The 18808-nt window shown below is 62.9% G+C and carries 13 protein-coding genes; 10 read left to right on the forward strand and 3 right to left on the reverse strand.

Annotated elements, in window-relative coordinates; all coding sequences use genetic code 11:
• Both QQF40_RS12910 and QQF40_RS12915 read left to right on the forward strand, forming a co-directional pair.
• A partial coding sequence (locus QQF40_RS12910) for a hypothetical protein (RefSeq protein WP_285461584.1) occupies window positions 1–335 on the forward strand: 335 nt, incomplete at its 5' end.
• Between the two features lie 296 nt (window positions 336–631).
• Window positions 632–910: a hypothetical protein gene (locus tag QQF40_RS12915; protein ID WP_175089081.1), complete on the forward strand. Its 279-nt coding sequence runs from the start codon at window positions 632–634 to the stop codon at window positions 908–910.
• A 157-nt stretch (window positions 911–1067) separates the two neighbouring features.
• On the opposite strand, the gene QQF40_RS12920 is transcribed toward QQF40_RS12915, so the two are convergent.
• Window positions 1068–1913, reverse strand: a complete 846-nt coding sequence (locus QQF40_RS12920) for an acyl-CoA thioesterase (protein ID WP_175089082.1) — start codon at window positions 1911–1913, stop codon at window positions 1068–1070.
• Between the two features lie 200 nt (window positions 1914–2113).
• Between QQF40_RS12920 and tadA the strand changes: the two genes are divergently transcribed.
• On the forward strand, window positions 2114–2560 hold the full coding sequence (gene tadA, locus QQF40_RS12925; protein WP_175089083.1) for a tRNA adenosine(34) deaminase TadA: 447 nt from the start codon (window positions 2114–2116) through the stop codon (window positions 2558–2560).
• Window positions 2561–2644: 84 nt separating this feature from the next.
• Here tadA and QQF40_RS12930 read toward each other — a convergent pair whose 3' ends face one another.
• On the reverse strand, window positions 2645–4600 hold the full coding sequence (locus tag QQF40_RS12930; RefSeq protein ID WP_175089084.1) for a GGDEF domain-containing protein: 1956 nt from the start codon (window positions 4598–4600) through the stop codon (window positions 2645–2647).
• 82 nt (window positions 4601–4682) lie between these two features.
• On the reverse strand, window positions 4683–6176 hold the full coding sequence (gene mltF / locus QQF40_RS12935) for a membrane-bound lytic murein transglycosylase MltF (protein ID WP_285461585.1): 1494 nt from the start codon (window positions 6174–6176) through the stop codon (window positions 4683–4685).
• Window positions 6177–6348: 172 nt separating this feature from the next.
• Here mltF and purL point away from each other — a divergent pair, with 172 nt between their 5' ends.
• From purL to scpB, 7 genes are all read left to right on the forward strand, one after another.
• Window positions 6349–10263 carry a phosphoribosylformylglycinamidine synthase gene (gene purL, locus QQF40_RS12940; protein ID WP_175089086.1) on the forward strand — a complete coding sequence of 1305 codons (3915 nt, stop codon included), beginning with the start codon at window positions 6349–6351 and terminating at the stop codon, window positions 10261–10263.
• A gap of 189 nt (window positions 10264–10452) precedes the next feature.
• Window positions 10453–12147 (forward strand): FMN-binding glutamate synthase family protein, encoded by a 1695-nt coding sequence (locus tag QQF40_RS12945; protein WP_285461586.1) that lies wholly within the window; start codon window positions 10453–10455, stop codon window positions 12145–12147.
• A 213-nt stretch (window positions 12148–12360) separates the two neighbouring features.
• Window positions 12361–13182: a crotonase/enoyl-CoA hydratase family protein gene (locus QQF40_RS12950; RefSeq protein ID WP_285461587.1), complete on the forward strand. Its 822-nt coding sequence runs from the start codon at window positions 12361–12363 to the stop codon at window positions 13180–13182.
• 243 nt (window positions 13183–13425) lie between these two features.
• Complete coding sequence (radD, locus tag QQF40_RS12955) at window positions 13426–15216, forward strand: DNA repair helicase RadD (RefSeq protein WP_175089088.1); 1791 nt, start codon at window positions 13426–13428, stop codon at window positions 15214–15216.
• Between the two features lie 131 nt (window positions 15217–15347).
• Window positions 15348–16562, forward strand: coding sequence for a nucleotidyl transferase family protein (locus tag QQF40_RS12960; RefSeq protein WP_285461588.1), 1215 nt, complete (start codon window positions 15348–15350; stop codon window positions 16560–16562).
• Between the two features lie 126 nt (window positions 16563–16688).
• Window positions 16689–17726 carry a segregation and condensation protein A gene (locus tag QQF40_RS12965; protein ID WP_285461589.1) on the forward strand — a complete coding sequence of 346 codons (1038 nt, stop codon included), beginning with the start codon at window positions 16689–16691 and terminating at the stop codon, window positions 17724–17726.
• Window positions 17723–18802 (forward strand): SMC-Scp complex subunit ScpB, encoded by a 1080-nt coding sequence (scpB, locus tag QQF40_RS12970; RefSeq protein ID WP_285461590.1) that lies wholly within the window; start codon window positions 17723–17725, stop codon window positions 18800–18802. The genes QQF40_RS12965 and scpB overlap by 4 nt, the downstream gene beginning before the upstream one ends.
• The last annotated feature ends 6 nt before the right edge of the window (window positions 18803–18808 follow it).

Genomic DNA, 18808 nt, shown 5'->3' on the forward strand with positions numbered 1-18808 from the left:
TCCATGTGAGAGTAGGTCATCGTCAGGCACTTATACTGAACCGCCCCTGTAGCCTTGCTGCAGGGGCGGTTCTCTTTGTGCGCAGGAAAAATTGGCGCAAAAGAAAAGCCGTGAGCAGAAAGACGTGCATGGAAAAGTGGTGCGAGAGAAAAGCCTTCCCAGGCTGCGCAAGAAGAAAGTCTTTGGCTCATCATCATGCTGTGATGGTTCTGTCATTGACGGAAAATGATGTGCGCTCTTTCTTTATCCCCGGTCTTGCCAAGAACCTCTCCTTGAGCCTTTACTGTGAGGGTGTATTTTTATACGGCTTGAAGCGCCTGGTATGGAGCTCTTAGCGGTGGGTCCATCATATTGATATTCATTTGGTAGTGTAGAGTTTCTTCATGTGAAAGTAGCGGATGGCCGCCCCGGCCCTCGTCAGGCACTTATCCCGAACCGCCCCTGTAGCCTTGCTGCAGGGGCGGTTCTCTTTCTGCTCAGGAAAAGTTGGGCTCTATCGAGGGTGATTCCCACCGGCAGGCATTCCACGCTATCGAGAGATATCTTTGCTGTTGCAGCACCTGCTCGGTGTCTGCGCTGTCATTGAATATCACTCATTGAAGCTATCCGTGAACAGGCGCAAGGAGGCGACATGTCGAGGGGCTTTTCGTGTTCTTCATCAAGACTTCTATTGGCAGGAATGATGGCTCTTTTGGTGGGGCTGATGTCATCAGAAATGGCATCTGCCGGGGAGCGAGAGAGGAAGATAGAGCGCTGTCAGTTCATCAAGGACAAGATCGAATATTATACCGATAGGCGTCGCGGCGGCGGATCGTCGGGCCAGATGCGAAGTTGGCAGTCACAGCGTAATGACTACAAACAACGCTATCGAGATGAAAACTGCACGCGTGTCAGGGCAGCGCTGAAGTGACCCTCGTAATGCCGAAATAATGGTGAATAGCAGTGCGCTACTCTCAGCGCTGTAGATTGTAGGTTGTAGATAGACGCAGCCAAAATGACAATGCCCCTCCTGAGAATGTCTCAGGAGGGGCATTGTTGTTCAGGACGATTCGCTCAGAGCGATTCGTTCAGGGGCGTTTTCGCAGGCGGGTCAGGCCTTCCTGGGCGCTGGATGCTACCAGCTCGCCGTACCGGTTATACAGACTGCCGCGAGCGAAGCTGCGTGCGCCTCCTGCCCATGGGCTGTCCATCTCGTAGAGCAGCCAATCATTGACGCGTACATCACGGTGGAACCATAGCGAGTGATCCAAGCTCGCCATTTGCAGTTCGGGCGAACCGAACCGCACACCATGTCCGCCGAGGCCGGTCGCCAGCAGGTTGAAGTCGGAGCTGTATGTCAGCAGGTAGCGATGCAGGGCATCATCTTCCGGCAGCTCGCCTGCCAGTCGGAACCATAGCCGCTGGCGTGGTGGTGGGCAGGCGTCATCATCACTCGCCGTGATCGGCGCCTTCAGGCGCAGGAACTCGATGGGGTGGCCTTCGTAGCGCTCGATGCGTGCCCCCTGCTCGATCAACCGCTCTGGCGATTCGATGTCGGGCATGGCGAGTTGATGCTCGAAGCCTGCCTCCTTGCCATGGAAGGAGGCGCTGCAGAAGAAGATGGTCTTGCCATTCTGGATGGCACTGATGCGGCGGGTCGTGAAACTGCCGCCATCGCGGACGCCATCAACCTGATAGATGACAGGCTTGTGGGCATCGCCCGGGCGCAGGAAGTAGCCATGCAGAGAGTGGACCTGGCGTTCGACCGGTACCGTGCGTGTCGCTGCGGACAGCGCTTGTCCGAGTACCTGCCCGCCAAACAGCTGAGGGAAGCCGAGGTCCTGACTGTGCCCCCTGAACAGGTTCTCTTCCAGGGTCTCAAGACCCAGCAGGGTGACCAGAGCCTCAAGAGGCGCAGTAGCTGTTTGGGTCATGAATCTATCCTTGTGCTGAGGGGCAGGCGCTCGGAGCAGTGCCATCCCGCGCGGGGCGGCAATGCAGGAGGAAGCGCGAGCGCCAAGCCGTTATCATGGTGAGCGAAACAATGGCCTCAGGATACCGGAGAACAACGGTGAGTGACGAGTTGGCGATAGCGCCTCAGGCCCGGAGTGGGCCACGTGGGGATCATTACTATATGCATCGGGCGCTGGACCAGGCGCGGCTGGCATTCGAGGCTGGCGAGGTGCCTGTCGGCGCGGTGGTGGTCAATCCCCAGGGCGACATCATCGGCACTGGCTACAATGCACCGGTCAGCACCCCGGACCCGACGGCACATGCCGAGGTGCAGGCCTTGCGCGCGGCGGCGGCCCGACTGGGCAACTATCGTCTCGACGATTGCACGCTGTATGTGACGCTGGAGCCCTGCATGATGTGCAGTGGCGCCTTGATCCACGCGCGGGTGAAGCGGGTCGTCTACGGGGCGGCAGAGCCGAAGACCGGCATGGTGGTATCGCGTGCCAATCTGTTTGCACAGCCTTGGCATAACCATCACGTCGAGGTGGAAGGGGGACTGTTGGCCGCTCACGCCAAGCGCTTGCTCAAGTCGTTCTTCGCTGAGCGGCGCGGTGAGCTTCCGCGCTGAACCTTTCATGTTGAACCTTTCGCTCAGATCCGCCCGCGATGAGCCTCCCGCACAGATCTCTCCGCGTTGCGAACGTGTTGGCCGTCAGGCAGCGACCTGAACCTGATTGCGACCACTGGACTTGGCACGATACAGCGCCTCATCCGCCGCCTGCAGCAGTGCATCCAGCCGCAACGGAGCGCGTGCCACACATGCCATGCCCACGGATACCGTGACGACGCTGTCCGTGGCAGGCTGCGGCAGTCCTGCAGCCTGAACGGCGCGCCGCAACTCTTCCGCCAGAGTGCGGCCTACCGCGCGCGGGCATTCCGGAATGCACACCACGAACTCCTCGCCACCGAAGCGCGCCAGTATGCCGCCGGCAGACTCCACGGGCGCTCGTGAGACGGCGGCAATCTTCTGCAGGTAGCGATCTCCCTCCAAGTGTCCCAGCTTGTCGTTTATCGTCTTGAAGAAGTCGATGTCCAGAATCATGACCGTCAGGGGCATCTTGCCGCTGAAGCTCTGCACCTGCTCGAGGAAATAGCGACGATTGGGCAGCTGTGTCAGCTCGTCGTGACGCGCCAGCCACTGGATCTCGTTCTGCAGTCGCTCCCGCCGTACCATCTCTTCGCGAAGTGCATCATTGGCATTCTTGACGATGCCGTGCTCCTGCGAGACGCGGCGATACATGTAGATCACGAGAAAGAGCAGGTAAGCCAACAGAATCCCCGTCAGCAATGTCACTTCCGGCAGACGGCCACGAGTGGCCGCCAGGAACTGCTGTGTCGGCTGCAGGCCCAGTGTCAGGTCGGTGGCGGGTAGCTCGATGGGAATGCGATGCCCCCAGGGCGCCAGACGGCTCTCCGGCCCGACATGGATATAGATGTTGCCGCGCTCTGACAGGGTGACCGCAAATGCCTCATTGCGTGCCGTGTCCATGGCGCTGTCGAGCAAAGGGGCCAGGTCCACCACCATGGCGATCGCCCCCAGGATGGTGCCATCACGAGGATCGCGCACCGGCAGGTAGGACACCATGCCCTTGCCGCCCTGAATCAGGTCGATGATGCCGGTATGACCCTCGATGCCGAGCTCCAGCGGATTGCGCAGCGGCGTGTCCGGCTGGGCATCCAGCAGTCGTATGCCCAGCACGTCATGATTGCGGCCCTTGTCCGGGAAGACGCGCGTTATCACGCTGTCCGAGTCGATGAAGGCAATGTTCTGGAAGTAATCGAAATCCTTGTAATAGCTTCGCGCCAGGCGTTGCCACTCTCCGCGTGACGGTGTCTGCCCCATCAGGCTCCAGAAACCGGCGAAGCGCCGCATCGCATTGAGCTGATCGTTGATCTCGCGAGACAGCTCCGTGGCGATCTTGTCGCCCAATACGTAGGTCGCCTGATTGATGCGATTGTTCTCGTCCTGGCTCTGCTGTTGCCAGGCGAGCAGGCATATCAGGGTGATCGTGGAGGAGATGACCAATGGCACGACAGTGCGGCGCCACATATGCATGAGTGCCGGCTGCACATCGATCCATTGTGCGATCAACAGCAGACTGACAAAGCTGGTCAGCGTGATGCGCTCCGGACCTGCCAGTACCATGCTGGCGACGGAAAGGCTGGCGTCTGTCGTCATGGCAAACAGCAGCAACAGCGTGACTTGCGTCAGCTGGATGGCAGAGCCGAAACCCAGTCGCATGCGCAGCAGGGCGCAGGTCGTGAGGCCAAAACAGGTGAACAGGATCAAAATGGGTGGCCGGATATTGGCGATATGCCAGTCGCCCGGCAGATTGATCAGCAGATCTCCCCAGTGATCCACCCCCACCCAGCTTTCCGGTAGCAGGAAGGTACAGATCAGCAGGATGTTGAGGATCAATGACGCGCCGAGGAACAGCTGACTGAGGAAGGTATTTCGCCAGTGCCAGGCCGCCTGGCCGGCGGCTTGCAGGGTCAGCATCATCAGCAGCAGCGCATTGGCTTCATTGCCGGCAGACGGCCAGAGCCCCAGCAAGGCGATGCCGAACGCGATCAGGCTTAGCGACATCAAGACGAGTCTGCGTGTCATTCCCTGTCCTTAGAGGCTCTTGATGTGTGGTGAAGATGCGTGCACTTGAGGCACCGGAGTGCTGACGGTCCGAACTCCATCCTCAGAGAATCGGAGGCACTGTATCGAAGGGGTTGCTGTCGCCTTCGTCGTCGGTAATCGGACGCTCGTCCAGCTGATAGAACTGCTGCTGGCTACGGTAAACATAATTCAGTATTTCATAATAACGACGGATATTGCGGACATAGATGACAGGTTCTCCGCCGCGTGCATAACCATAACGGACTTTCTGGTACCACTCACGATTCTGAAGCAAGGGCAGGGCCTCGCGGACATCCTTCCAGCGATTCGGGTCGCCGCCCTTCATCTTCACGATCCGTCTGGCGTCAAACAGATGACCCAGGCCGACATTGTAGGCTGCCAGCGTCATCCAGGTGCGATCCGGTTCCTTGATCTCGTCCGGCAAACGTCCCTTTATACTCACAAGATAGCGTGAGCCACCATCGATGCTCTGAACGGGGTCCAAACGGTTGGCGATCTTCATTTCGCGCGCCGTCACATTGGTCAGCATCATCAGGCCGCGCACCCCTGTAGGAGAGGTGGCCTTGGGCTGCCAGTGCGATTCCTGATAGCCCGTGGCGGCCAGCAGTTTCCAGTCGATACCGGTTTCGCGTGCGGCTTCCTTGAAGGTATCGATATAGCGCGGCAGGCGATCGCGTGCCTGGCGGATGAAGGTACGGGCGCCGACGTACTCGAGATAGTCATCATGGCCGAAATAGCGCTCGACCAGTCGATCGAGGGTGCCATCCTGGCGGCGTGTCTCGAGAAAATCATTGGCGGCGGTCAGCAATGAGATGTCGCCATGCGCGGGGAAGGCCCAGGCCAGCGTCAGAGGGTCGCCCACGTCGAAGCCGTTCTCCACATTGGGGAAGAACAGGCGGTTGAGCTTGAATTGATGGGCATAGACGACCGCCGCATCCAGCTTGTCTTCCTCGATGCGTTGCAGCAGGTCCGCCACCTCAAGCTCGCCGGTTTCCTTCCAGCTGAGCTCGGGGATGTCCTGCTGGACTTCCCGCAGTACCAGGCTGGTGCCGGCGCCCTTGATGACACCGATGCGCTTGCCGACCAGATCCTTCAATTCCTTGGGCGGGTGCATGCCGCGTCGATAGACCACCATCGCCTGCAATTCGAGGATGGGGCGCGAGAAGCGCAGGTCCTGTTCGGAGAGGTCCAGCGGCAGGGTCGCGGCCGCGAGGTCGGCCTGATCATTGAGCACGCTCTGGGTCAGGCTCTCGATATTGTGCTCGGAATCCATCGACAGACTCACGCCAAGATAATCTGCGAAGTCCCGTGCCAGTTCGTATTCGAAACCGGTAGGCCCCTGACGGCCACGATAGAAGGTCGTGGGGGTGTTGCGTGTGGCGACCTGAATGAAATCGCGCGCGCGGACATCGTCCAGCCGCGTGGGCATCTCGATGAGAGTGCGCTCGGGCAGTGTCAGCAAGGCGAGGGCCAGTGCCGTGACGAGGAAACGCCGCGCGTGGAGCAGCAGCTGTCTCACGGGCTGAATGAGAGAAGAGGGCGAAGTCTTGAGCATGCGTCAGCATCATTCACGGCAGGGCTTCCACCATACCGGCAGCTCAACACACTGTCATCCAACGCATGTCGCCTGCGGGCTTCGTTAAGGCTCGGCTTTCACGTATGATATGCGCTTGCTGCCGCCGTTTGGCGGTTGTCCGTTCACGCTGCTTCAGAGGCTTTCCCTGACCATGCTCGAACTGCGAGGCGCGCCTGCCCTTTCCGCCTTCCGTCACACCCGTCTACTGGCTTCGTTACGCGAGCTGGTGCCGGAGGTGGAATCTCTTCATGCCGAGTACCTTCATCTGGCCGAGGTCGATGGTGAACTGAGCAGTTCCGATCGGACAACACTGGAGCGCCTGCTGGACTACGGCCCCAGCCGTGACGAGAGCGCTCCGGAAGGACATCTCTTCCTCGTCATCCCCCGCCTCGGCACGCTGTCCCCCTGGTCTTCCAAGGCCACTGATATCGCCGCCAACTGCGGCCTGCCGCAAGTCCGCCGCCTCGAGCGTGGCATCGCCTACCGCATCAAGCTGAACGCGCCCCTCAGCGAAGAGCTCTTCGCCACGCTGTCCTCCCGACTGCACGACCGCATGACCGAGACGGTCTTGACCCGTACTCAGGACGCGGCACGTCTATTCCAGCATCAGGCACCTGCCAGGCTTGCCCATGTCGACATCCTCGGCGGTGGCCGCGAAGCTCTGGCCAAGGCCAACGATAGCCTGGGGCTGGCGCTGGCCGATGACGAGATCGATTATCTGGTCGAGTCCTTCAAGACACTGGGCCGCAATCCTGCCGACATCGAACTGATGATGTTCGCTCAGGCGAACTCGGAGCATTGTCGCCACAAGATCTTCAATGCGGACTGGACCATCGACGGCGAAGCGCAGCCGCACTCGCTGTTCAAGATGATCAAGAACACCTACCAGCATCATCCGGATGGCGTGCTGTCCGCCTACAGTGACAACGCCGCCGTGATGGAAGGTCCGACTGCCGGGCGTTACTTCCCGACAGGCGAAGGCCACATCTATACCTACCATCAGGAACCGATCAACATCCTGATGAAGGTCGAGACCCACAACCACCCGACCGCCATCGCCCCCTATCCGGGCGCCGCGACCGGTGCCGGTGGCGAGATTCGTGATGAAGGCGCGACCGGTGTCGGTTCCAAGCCGAAAGCGGGTCTGACCGGCTTCAGCGTTTCCAATCTGCGTATCCCGGGCTTCGAACAGCCTTGGGAGCACGACTACGGCAAGCCGGAGCGCATCAAGACCGCCTACGACATCATGCTCGAAGGCCCGATCGGTGGCGCTGCGTTCAACAACGAATTCGGCCGTCCCAACCTCAACGGCTACTTCCGTACCTACGAGCAGGATGCCTTCGGTGCCGGCGGCATCGAGCGTCGCGGTTATCACAAGCCGATCATGCTCGCCGGCGGTTACGGCAACATCCGCAGTCAGCACGTCGAGAAGGGCGATATTCCGGTCGGCGCCAAGCTGATCGTGATGGGCGGCCCGGCGATGCTGATCGGTCTGGGCGGCGGTGCTGCCTCTTCCATGGCCTCCGGCAGCTCCAGCGAAGACCTCGATTTCGCCTCCGTGCAGCGTGACAACGCCGAGATGGAGCGTCGCGTGCAGGAAGTCATCGATCGCTGCTGGGCGCTGGATGACAAGAATCCGATCTGCTTCATCCATGACGTCGGCGCGGGCGGTCTGTCCAACGCACTGCCGGAGCTGGTCAAGGATGGTGGCCGCGGCGGTCTGTTCGATCTGCGCGCCGTACCGAGCGCCGAATCCGGCATGAGCCCGCTGGAAATCTGGTGCAACGAATCCCAGGAGCGTTACGTGCTGGCGGTGGCACCGGAGAATCTGGCCACCTTCGAAGCCCTGTGCAAGCGCGAGCGTTGCCTGTACGCCGTGGTCGGTGAAGCCCTCGAGGAGCACGAGCTGATCGTCAAGGATGGTCACTTCAATACGCGTCCAGTCGATCTGCCGATGGACGTGCTGTTCGGCAAGCCGCCCAGGATGTCACGCAGCTTCGAGCGCCAGACGCTGGAGCTGCCGGCGCTGGGTCTCGACAACCTCGACCCGCGCGAAGCGATGACCCGTGTGCTGCAGCTGCCCACCGTCGCCTCCAAGAAATTCCTGATCACCATCGGCGACCGCTCGATCACCGGCATGGTCGCGCGCGACCAGATGGTCGGTCCGTGGCAGGTGCCGGTGGCCGATTGCGCCGTCACCACCAGCTCCCTCGACAGCCATGTCGGTGAAGCGATGGCGATGGGCGAGCGCACGCCGGTCGCACTGATCTCGCCGGCGGCGTCCGCGCGTCTTGCCGTGGCCGAGGTGATCACCAACCTGGCTGCCGCGCCGATCGCCAAGCTGTCTGACATCAAGCTGTCCGCCAACTGGATGAGCGCCGCCGATCACACCGGTGAGAATCAGGCGCTGTTCGATGCCGTCCATGCCGTCGGCATGGAACTGTGCCCGGCGCTGGACCTGACCATCCCGGTCGGCAAGGACTCCATGTCCATGCGTACCGCCTGGCAGGACGAGAACGGCGAAGACAAGTCGATCACCGCGCCGCTGTCGCTGGTGATGACAGGCTTCGCGCCGGTCACCGATGCCATGCGTACCCTCACGCCGCAGCTGCGTCGCACGCTGAATGGCGAGGCCGTGGAGACAGACCTGATCCTGATCGATCTCGGCCATGGCGCTCACCGCCTCGGTGGCTCCGCGTTGGCGCAGGTCTATGGTCAAGTCGGCAACGAAGCGCCGGATCTCGCCAAGCCTGAAGACCTCAAGCACTTCTTCGCGGCCATCCAGCGCTTCAACCTCGAAGGCAAGCTGCTGGCCTATCACGACCGCAGCGATGGTGGTCTGTTGACCACCCTGATGGAAATGTCCTTCGCGGGACGTGTCGGTCTCGACATCTCCCTCGACTGGACCGCCGCCGAGCCGGGTCAGGCTACCGGCGCGCTGTTCGCGGAAGAGCTGGGTGCCGTGGTGCAGGTGCGCCGCGAGCATACCGAGTCCATCCTCGCCGAGCTCAAGGCCGTGGGCCTCGAGCACAGTGGCGTGATCGCCACGCCGCGTGCCGATGAGCAGATCAACATCACGCTGCTGGGACAGAACCTGCTCTCCACGACTCGCGCCAGCGCCGAGCGCCTGTGGGCCGAGACCAGCTATCGCATGCAGGCCGCGCGTGACAACGCCGATTGCGCCAAGAGCGAATTCGAGTCCATCAACGACGTGCGTGACCCGGGCCTCACCGCCCAGGCCACCTTCGACGTCAACGAGGACATCGCGGCACCGTACCTGAACGCCGGTGCACGTCCGCGCATGGCGATCCTGCGTGAGCAGGGCGTCAATGGTCAGCTCGAGATGGCGGCAAGCTTCGACCGTGCCGGTTTCGAGGCCGTCGATGTCCACATGAGCGACATCCTCGAAGGGCGTGTCGATCTGGACACCATGCGCGGACTGGTCGCCTGTGGCGGCTTCTCCTACGGTGACGTGCTGGGTGCCGGCGGTGGTTGGGCCAAGTCGGTGCTGTTCAATGCGCGTGCGCGTGACCAGTTCGAGCGCTTCTTCAACCGTGACGACAGCTTCGCGCTGGGCGTCTGCAACGGCTGCCAGATGCTCTCCCAGCTCAAGGAGCTGATCCCGGGTGCCGAGGCCTGGCCGCGCTTCGTGCGCAACGAGTCCGAGCAGTTCGAGGCCCGTGTCGCGATGGTCGAAGTCGAGAAGAGTGCCTCGCTGTTCCTCGATGGCATGGAAGGCTCGCGCCTGCCGATCGCCATCGCGCATGGCGAAGGGCGTGCCGAGTTCCGCGACAGCGCTCACCTGCGCAAGATGCAGAGCAGCGGCCAGGTCGCACTGCGTTACGTCGACAACTACGGCCAGACCACCACGCGCTATCCGGCCAACCCGAACGGCTCGCCGTCCGGTATCACCGGTCTGACCACCGATGATGGTCGCGTGACCATCATGATGCCGCACCCGGAGCGCGTGGCGCGTGCCGTCACCAATTCCTGGCGTCCGGATGACTGGGAGCAGGACGGTGCCTGGTTGCGCATGTTCCGCAATGCCCGTCGTTGGGTCGATTGATCCCTCGGTCGGTCATCACGGGATGACAGCATGAGAGACGCCCCCATGGCAAAGGCCATGGGGGCGTCTTGCGTTGGGGCTGAAGCAAGGCGGGTGATACGGGAGTCGCGTCTGGCTTGCTCAACGTGGCGTTCCATGGTGGGAGCTGGGTGACGGACGCCGGGTAGCTTAAGGTGGAGGCCAGGCCTCATGTCCGAGGTCGTGAATCCCTGCCTGACACATTACAAGGATGTCGTGATGAAGCTGAAATGGTCGCTGTTGCCTCGTTATTCCGTCTTTCTGCTCTGTCTCCTGGGGGCGCTCATCTGCCTTCCACTGGCGATGCAGAATGCCTGGCTGTGGCCGTTGGCCGTCCTCTTTCTGCTGCTGGTCGCGGTTGGTCTCAATGACTTGCGGCAAGCGGATTACGCCGTGCGTCGCAACTATCCGGTGATCGGCAACATGCGCTATCTGTTCAAGGCGCTGCGTCCGGAGATGCGTCAGTACCTGATCGAGTCGGACACCGATCAGCTGCCGTTTTCCCACAAGCAGCGCGAGCTGGTCTACGCGCGTGGCCGTCAGCACAATTCCTCTCAGCCGTTCGGCACCTTGCTCGATGTCTATTCCGACAGCTACGAGTTCATCGGTCACTCCATGCAGACTTCGAGCGTGCCGGACCCCAAGGGCTTTCGTCTCAACGTCGGCAACTCCCAGTGCTCGCATCCTTACAATGCCTCGCTGTTCAACATCTCGGCGATGAGCTTCGGCTCCTTGAGTGCCAATGCCATCCGCGCCCTGAACAAGGGGGCCAGGCTGGGCAACTTTGCCCATGACACCGGCGAAGGCAGCATCAGTCCCTACCACCGCGAATTCGGGGGCGATCTGATCTGGGAGCTGGGCAGTGGCTACTTCGGCTGTCGCGACGAGGAAGGGCGCTTCGATGGCGAGAAGTTCGCCCGTCAGGCGGCCAGCGAGCAGGTCAAGATGATCGAGATCAAGCTCAGTCAAGGTGCCAAGCCCGGCCATGGGGGCGTCTTGCCGGCCAGCAAGATCAGCGAGGAGATCGCCGAGACGCGCGGGATCCCGATGGGCAAGGACTGTATCTCGCCCTCCAACCACGGTGAGTTCTCCACACCCCTTGAGCTGTTGAGCTTCATCCAGCGCCTGCGCGGGCTCTCGGGTGGCAAGCCGGTGGGCTTCAAGTTGTGCCTCGGTCAGCCGTGGGAGTTCATGGCCATCGTCAAGGCGATGCTCGAGACGGGAATCGTGCCCGATTTCATCGTCGTCGATGGCAGTGAGGGCGGTACGGGCGCCGCACCGACCGAATTCACCGACCACCTCGGCACCCCGCTGCGTGAGGGGCTGCAATTCGTCCATAACACGCTGGTGGGTGCAGGGCTGCGTGATGAGGTGCGCATCGGGGTCAGCGGCAAGATCATCAGTGCCTTCGATATCGCCTGCGTGATGGCGCTGGGGACGGACTGGGTCAATGCCGCGCGTGGTTACATGTTCGCACTGGGCTGTATCCAGTCACTGAGCTGCCACACCAACAGGTGCCCGACGGGGATCGCTACCCAGGACGATCTGCGCCAGAAATCGCTGGTCGTGGAAGACAAGGCCGATCAGGTGCGTCACTTCCACCACAACACCTTGCATGCGCTGGCCGAGATCCTGTCGGCGGCGGGCCTGCATACGCCCTGGCAGATTACCCCGGACCACCTGGTGCATCGTGTCTCCGAGAATGAGGTCAAGCTGTTCTCGCACCTGCATCCCTTCCTGACCAATGGCGCACTGCTGACGCAAGGGGACGACTACCCCTTCTATCGTCGTGTCTGGGCCATGGCTCAGGCCGAGAGCTTCCAGCCACGATCGCTGTCAGAGGTGTCGGGGGCCAAGCGCGAGTAGACAATCGTCGCCTCTGCGACCAAACGACCGTTCAACAACTTGGCGCAGGCAGTCACACTAAGACGTCGCGAGTCATGTCTGCGGGCAGCTCGACGAACGCAGTGTGGTTGCCTGCGCCTTTTGGGTTTATCACTGGATGAGTGCCATCGCTCGGCACTGTCGTGAAATCGTTCGAGCGCGTGCTTGCTCGTTATCCGTCGCAGGGAGACCGCCATGTCTGACGCTACCCACCTCACGACTGAACGTTGTGTGACCCTCTCGATCAGTGAGCATGTCGCCGACGTGCGCCTCAATCGTCCTGACAAGCACAACGGCATCGACTGGAAGATGATCGATGCCCTGCTGGCGGTGCAGCAGGAGCTGCATGCCCGCGCCCGGGAATCGGGCCTGCGCGCCATCGTGCTATCGGGCGAGGGGCCCAGTTTCTGTGCGGGGCTTGATATCGCCGCCATCATGGGCGACGCCGCCCGCGTGCCGCAGTTGCTGGTCGCGGGGGCCAATGGCTGTGCACCGCAGCGCAATACCGTGCAGCAGCTGGCGCTGGGCTGGCGAGATGTCGGGGCGCCGGTCATCGCCGCCTTGCATGGCAACGTCTTCGGTGGCGGCCTGCAGATCGCGCTGGGGGCGGACATTCGCCTGTGTGATCCTGATGCGCGCCTGGCGGTGCTCGAGATCGACTGGGGCATCATTCCGGACATGGGCATCAGCGTCACTGCGCGTGGCGTACGACCGGACTGGCTGCACGAGTTGACGTGGAGCGGGCGCAAGGTCGAGGCCAACGAGGCGCAGAGCGCCGGTCTGGTCACGCGCATCATCTCCAGCCCGCAGGAGGAGGCGCTGGCCTTGGCGCGCCAGATTGCCGGGCGCTCTCCCAGCGCCGTCCGCGCGATCACGCGTCTCTACGACGAGGCCCTTGATGCGCCGGAAGCCGAGGCACTGGCGCTTGAGGCAGAGCTGCAGTCCTCGCTGCTGGGACGCGCGGAGCAGACCGAATGTATCAAGGCCAAGCTTGAGGGGCGCGCGCCGCGCTTCTGATCCTGACGGGCCGGGAGAGATGGGCTTGGCTTGACGGGCGAAGGTTGGCGGACTCTGGTTATCCACACCCACTTTGCCGCTGCAGTCGCTGATGCGGATAATGGGGACATTGTCCCTTCCTGCGATTCGGCGGCCCTTTGATGTCAATTTCCCTGTCAGCCCTCACTCCACTGTCAGCCATCACTCCCCTGGGCCTGCCTGCCGGCAGCGCCCCCACTCGCGTGTCTCGCTGGGCGGCGCTGAATGTTTGAGCTGCGCCCGTATCAGCAGGAGGCCGTGCGGCGTACCGTCGAGCACTTTCGCCGCAGTGATGAGGCGGCGGTGATCGTGCTGCCCACCGGCAGCGGCAAGTCATTGGTGATCGCGGAGCTTGCGCGTATCGCGCGTGGGCGTGTGCTGGTGCTGGCGCATGTGCGCGAGCTGGTCGAGCAGAATCACGCCAAGTACGAATCCTATGGCAAGGACGCTGACATCTTCAGTGCCGGCCTCAAGCGCAAGCAGGCTTCGCGTCAGGTGGTGTTCGGCTCGGTGCAGTCAGTGGTGCGCAATCTTGATGCCTTCACGCCGGAGGAGCTGTCGGCTGGGGGGCAGGCGGCGCCCTTCACGCTGCTGGTGATCGATGAGTGTCACCGGATCTCGCTGGAGAAGGACGCCAGCTATCGCAAGGTCATCAACCATCTGCGCGGACACAATCCGCGCCTCAAGGTGCTGGGGCTGACGGCGACGCCGTATCGTCTCGGTCAGGGCTTCATTTTCCACCGTCATTATCACGGCATGGTGCGCGGGGATGATGACTGCTTCTTCCGTGATTGCGTCTTCGAGCAGCCGCTGCGCCTGATGGTGCGCCAGGGCTTTCTGAGTGAGCCGCGGCGCGTCGATGTCGCGGTGGCGCGCTATGACTTCTCGCAGCTGGCGCCTGGCATCGGCGGCAGCTTCCAGGAGGCGGAGCTCAACGAGGTGGTGCAGGGCTCGCGCGCGACGCCGGGCATCGTGCTGGATATCGTCGCCCAGGCGCGCGAGCGGCGCGGCGTGATGGTGTTCTGTTCCACCGTCGAGCACGCCGAGGAAGTCACCGCACTCCTGCCTGAAGGCGAGGCGGCGCTGATCACTGGCGAGACGCCCGGCGAGGAGCGTGAGCGGCTGATCAATGCCTTCAAGGCCCAGCAGCTCAAGTATCTGGTCAATGTCGCGGTGCTCACCACCGGCTTCGATGCGCCGCATGTCGACCTGATCGCCATCCTGCGACCCACGGAATCCGTCAGTCTCTATCAGCAGATCGTCGGACGTGGCCTGCGTCTGAGCCCCGGCAAGACGGACTGTCTGATTCTCGATTACGCCGGCAATCCCTGGGACCTCTACGCGCCGGAGGTGGCGACGCCGAAACCGGCCGGCGACACCGAGATCGTCCAGGTCGAGTGCCCGGTATGCGGCAATGCCAATCTGTTCTGGGGGCGCAAGGATGGCGAGCTGGTGGTCGAGCACTTCGGGCGCCGGTGTCAGGGACTGGTCGAGTCGCCGGAAGGCGCGGGCAGGCCGCTGGTGCAGTGCGACTTCCGCTATCGTGCCAAGGCCTGCCCGCAGTGTGGCGAGGCCAACGACATCGCCGCACGCCATTGCCACGCCTGTCAGGCGCGACTGGTCGACCCGGATGACAAGCTGCGCGATGCGCTCAAGCTGCGCGATGCGCGGGTGCTTCGCGTCAGCGGCTGGCAGCTGGAGGAGGCGCGCAACGGGCGCGGTCTGCCACGCTTGAAGGTGACCTATTACGACGAGGATGGCACCGATTTGTCCGAGTGGTTCGCGCTCGAGACCCCCGCCCAGCGCCATGCCTTCCGCTTGAGCTTTCTCGCGCGCCATATGCGCGCGCCGGGGAGTGACTGGGCACCGAAGGACATCGCCGAGGTGCTGGCAGGCGAGGAGCGTCTCAAGGCGCCGGACTTCGTCATCGGGCGAAAGAGCGGCCGTTACTGGCAGATCCGCGACAAGCTGTTCGACTACGCCGGGCGCTATCGCACCGGTATCGCCGCCGGCTGAGCGGCGTGCTGGCCGCTGCGTGATCCGGTCGCGTGGCGCATGTTGTCAGGGACACGACGTCGCGGGGATGCTGAGCGGGGCCTCGGGTTGCTAGACTGGCGGCTTCATACGCCTCAGGGAGAACTCACAAGGTGAGTGCCACCGATACCTCGGCCAGGCTGGTGTCCGGCTTACGCCCCACCGGACACCTGCAACTCGGACACTATCAATCAGTGATCCGGCGCTGGACCGAGCTGCAATACCATCACGATGCCTATTTTCTGGTCGCCGACTGGAACGCGCTGGCGGTCAGCGGTCACGCGCCTCACGAGATCGAGCAATACAGCTGGGCGATGGTGATCGACTGTCTCGCCTGTGGGGTCAATCCCAAGGTCGCTACCCTGTTCATCCAGTCCTGGGTGCCGGAGCTGACCGATGTGCACATGATCCTGGCCAGCGTCACGCCCAAGGCCTGGCTGGAGCGTCTGCCCAGCTACCGCGAGATGGTCGCCGGGCTCGGTGAGCAGCAGGGCGCCAGTCTGGCCATGCTCGGTGCGCCCCTGATGCAGGCGGCCGACATCCTGGCGCTGCGGGGGGAGGTGGTGCCAGCCGGGCCCGAGCAGCGTGCGCATATCGAGTTCACCCGTGAGGTCGCCCGGCGGTTCAATCATCGCTATGGCCGCGACGCCGGCTTCGAGGAGCAGGCTGAGCGCGCCATCGCGCGCCTGGGCAAGAAGAGCGGTCGCCTGTATCGTGAATGGTTGAGCGCCTATCAGGAAGAGGGCGATCTCGAGGCCTTCGAGCGTGCGCGCGGTCTGCTGGCCGAGACCAGCAAGCTCAACCGCAACCAGCAGGAGCGACTGCTCGGCTATCTGGAAGGTGGCGGGCGGCGCATCCTCGGCGAGCCGGAACACTGGCAGGGGGAGGTCGAGCCGCTGCTGGGCATGGAGCTCAAGACGCACAAGGCCGCGCGTGAAGATGCCATCTTCCTGCGTAGCGGACGCGACGATATCGCGGCCTGCGTGCGCGAGATGCCCACCGACCCTGCGCGCGTGCGTCGCAAGGACCCCGGCGACCCGCAGCGTTGCCCGCTGTGGACGCTGCATGAAAGCTTCACGCCCGCCTCGGACCGCCAATGGGCGGAGGAGGGCTGCCGCGATGCCAGCATTGGCTGCCTGGACTGCAAGGGCTGTCTGATCGAGCATGTCGATGCGGCGCTGGCGCCGATTCGTGAGCGTGCCGAGGTGCTGGAAGGGGAGCATGGCAAGGTGCGCACCATGATGACAGAAGGGGCCGAGCGGGCCCGCGACACCGTGCGTGACACCCTGGATGAGCTGCGGCGCGTGATCGGCCTGACCTATCGCTAGACGCGGGCGGCGTCGAGCGCGGCCCCGGCGTCTCACCGGCGGCGTAAAGACTTGGGGGATGGGGCGCGAGCCGCTAGAATGCCCGTCCCCCAGACCCACCTTCACCCGCCTCCTGCAGGAGATGTCATGAGCGACCTGCTCGATGGCGCCAGTTTTGCCCTCACTGATGGGCATCAGCCCGCACCTCTCGTCACGCCCCCGACGGCGGCGTCGACGGTGCTGGCGCGCGTCAATGACACCGCGCTCACCGAGATGCCGCAGGACCTGTACATCCCGCCGGAGGCGCTGCGTGTCTTTCTCGAGACCTTCGAGGGCCCGCTGGATCTGCTGCTCTACCTCATCCGTCGCCAGAACCTCGATATCCTCGCCATCAATGTCGCGGCCATCACCCATCAGTACATCGAGTATGTCGAGCTGATGCATGCCATGCAGATCGATCTGGCAGGGGAATACCTGCTGATGGCCGCGATGCTGGCGGAGATCAAGTCGCGCAGCCTGCTGCCGCGTCAGCCGAAGGAGAGTGATGACGACGAGGAAGAGGATCCGCGCGCCGAGCTGATTCGTCGTCTGCAGGAATACGAGCAGACCAAGCTGGCTGCCGAAGGACTGGATGAGATACCGCGCCAGGGCCGCGACTGGTTCGTGGCCACGGCAGACCTCCCCGAACTCGAGACGCGCGTGGTGCACCCTGATGTCGACCTGTCGGAATTGCTCGGCGCGCTGTCCGGCCTCTTGCGTCAGGCGGACCTCGTCCAGGCGCACACCATCTCGCGTGAGGTGATGTCGACCCGCGAGCGCATGCTGGCGATCATGAATCTGTTGACCCATGAGCACTTCACGCCCTTCGAGAAGCTGTTCTCGCTCGAGGAAGGGCGTGCCGGGGTGGTGGTCAGTTTCATGGCGATTCTGGAGCTGGCCAAGGAATCGATGATCGAGATCGTCCAGAACGCGCCGCTGTCACCGATTCACGTTCGCGCCCGCACGCCGGAACCGGACCCCGAGGATGACGAGGACTGGCTGGCGCTGGAATTCGCCGACGAAGACGAGGTGGCGGCCGATCAGGGGGCGTTCGATGACGCAACGTACGATGACGCAGCGTCCGATGATGCGCAGACGTCACCTTCCTTACCCCCATCCGACGAGCAGGAGAACGCGGCGTCATGAGTTTGCGCGATGTCCCGCTGGACCAGATCATCGAAGCGGCCCTGCTGGCCGCTGGCGAGCCGCTGACGCTAGAGCGCCTGGCCGGTCTGTTCGATGAGTATTCAAGCCCGACCAAGCCCGCGCTGCGTGAGGCCTTGAGCAAGCTGGAGGCGCGTCACCCGGCCGACAAGAGCGCGCTGGAGCTGATCGAGACCGCCAGTGGCTGGCGGCTGCGCGTTCGCCAGCAGTACTCCCCCTGGGTATCGCGGCTGTGGGAAGAGCGTCCGCAACGTTATTCACGCGCCTTGCTGGAGACCCTGGCGCTGGTGGCCTATCGTCAACCGGTGACCCGCGGCGATATCGAGCAGGTGCGTGGCGTGACGGTCAGTTCCTCGATCATGCGCACCCTGGTCGAACGCGGCTGGGTGAGAGTGGTCGGCCATCGTGATGTGCCGGGGCGTCCGGCGGTATTCGCCACCACGCGTCAGTTCCTCGATGACTTCGGGCTCAAGACGCTGGAAGAGCTGCCGCCAGTGCATGAACTGAAAGGCTTCGAAGGACTCGAACAGCTCGAGGCAGACCTGTATGATGTGCCGCCCTCTCAGACCTTGTCGCTGCCGGATGACCCGGACGGCGAGACGAAGAAGGCGTCGGTAGACAGCGCTGATGCGGTAGCCGACACGGGGACTGATCCAGAACATGAATCAGCACCTGAGGCAAAGACCGGGACAGGCGCTGAGACAGGTCTCGAGTCAGGTCTTGAGTCAGGGGGTGAGAATGACACTGGCAGCCCGGTGCCCGACGACTGGCAACCGCCGGACGTCACCGCCGAGCAGCTGGAAGAGGCGCTGAGGATGCGTGCACTCGATACCTCCGGCGTCTCGGATGAAACACAGGACACAGCAGTATCCTCCGCCTCACAGGCGGAAGATGATCACGCCGGGATGGCGTCCACCGGCTCGGGGTTCGACTTCGCCACACTCGAAGCGCGCCTCAGCCAACGTTTGCGCGGTGCAGACGAGGATGACGACGCTGCCGATGCGCAGCCGCACGACTCCTCCACTGCCGGGACCGTCGATGATGACGACCCTGCGTAGGCGAAA

The organism is Cobetia sp. LC6 (genome assembly GCF_030264805.1).
In the GTDB taxonomy this organism is placed as follows: Bacteria; Pseudomonadota; Gammaproteobacteria; order Pseudomonadales; family Halomonadaceae; genus Cobetia.

What these genes read in the sequence shown, in the direction of transcription:
- QQF40_RS12915 (WP_175089081.1), top strand. Translation starts at nt 632, where the DNA reads ATGTCGAGGGGCTTTTCGTGTTCTTCATCAAGACTTCTATTGGCAGGA.
- QQF40_RS12920 (WP_175089082.1), bottom strand. Translation starts at nt 1,913, where the DNA reads ATGACCCAAACAGCTACTGCGCCTCTTGAGGCTCTGGTCACCCTGCTG.
- tadA (WP_175089083.1), top strand. Translation starts at nt 2,114, where the DNA reads ATGCATCGGGCGCTGGACCAGGCGCGGCTGGCATTCGAGGCTGGCGAG.
- QQF40_RS12930 (WP_175089084.1), bottom strand. Translation starts at nt 4,600, where the DNA reads ATGACACGCAGACTCGTCTTGATGTCGCTAAGCCTGATCGCGTTCGGC.
- mltF (WP_285461585.1), bottom strand. Translation starts at nt 6,176, where the DNA reads ATGCTCAAGACTTCGCCCTCTTCTCTCATTCAGCCCGTGAGACAGCTG.
- purL (WP_175089086.1), top strand. Translation starts at nt 6,349, where the DNA reads ATGCTCGAACTGCGAGGCGCGCCTGCCCTTTCCGCCTTCCGTCACACC.
- QQF40_RS12945 (WP_285461586.1), top strand. Translation starts at nt 10,453, where the DNA reads ATGTCCGAGGTCGTGAATCCCTGCCTGACACATTACAAGGATGTCGTG.
- QQF40_RS12950 (WP_285461587.1), top strand. Translation starts at nt 12,361, where the DNA reads ATGTCTGACGCTACCCACCTCACGACTGAACGTTGTGTGACCCTCTCG.
- radD (WP_175089088.1), top strand. Translation starts at nt 13,426, where the DNA reads ATGTTTGAGCTGCGCCCGTATCAGCAGGAGGCCGTGCGGCGTACCGTC.
- QQF40_RS12965 (WP_285461589.1), top strand. Translation starts at nt 16,689, where the DNA reads ATGAGCGACCTGCTCGATGGCGCCAGTTTTGCCCTCACTGATGGGCAT.
- scpB (WP_285461590.1), top strand. Translation starts at nt 17,723, where the DNA reads ATGAGTTTGCGCGATGTCCCGCTGGACCAGATCATCGAAGCGGCCCTG.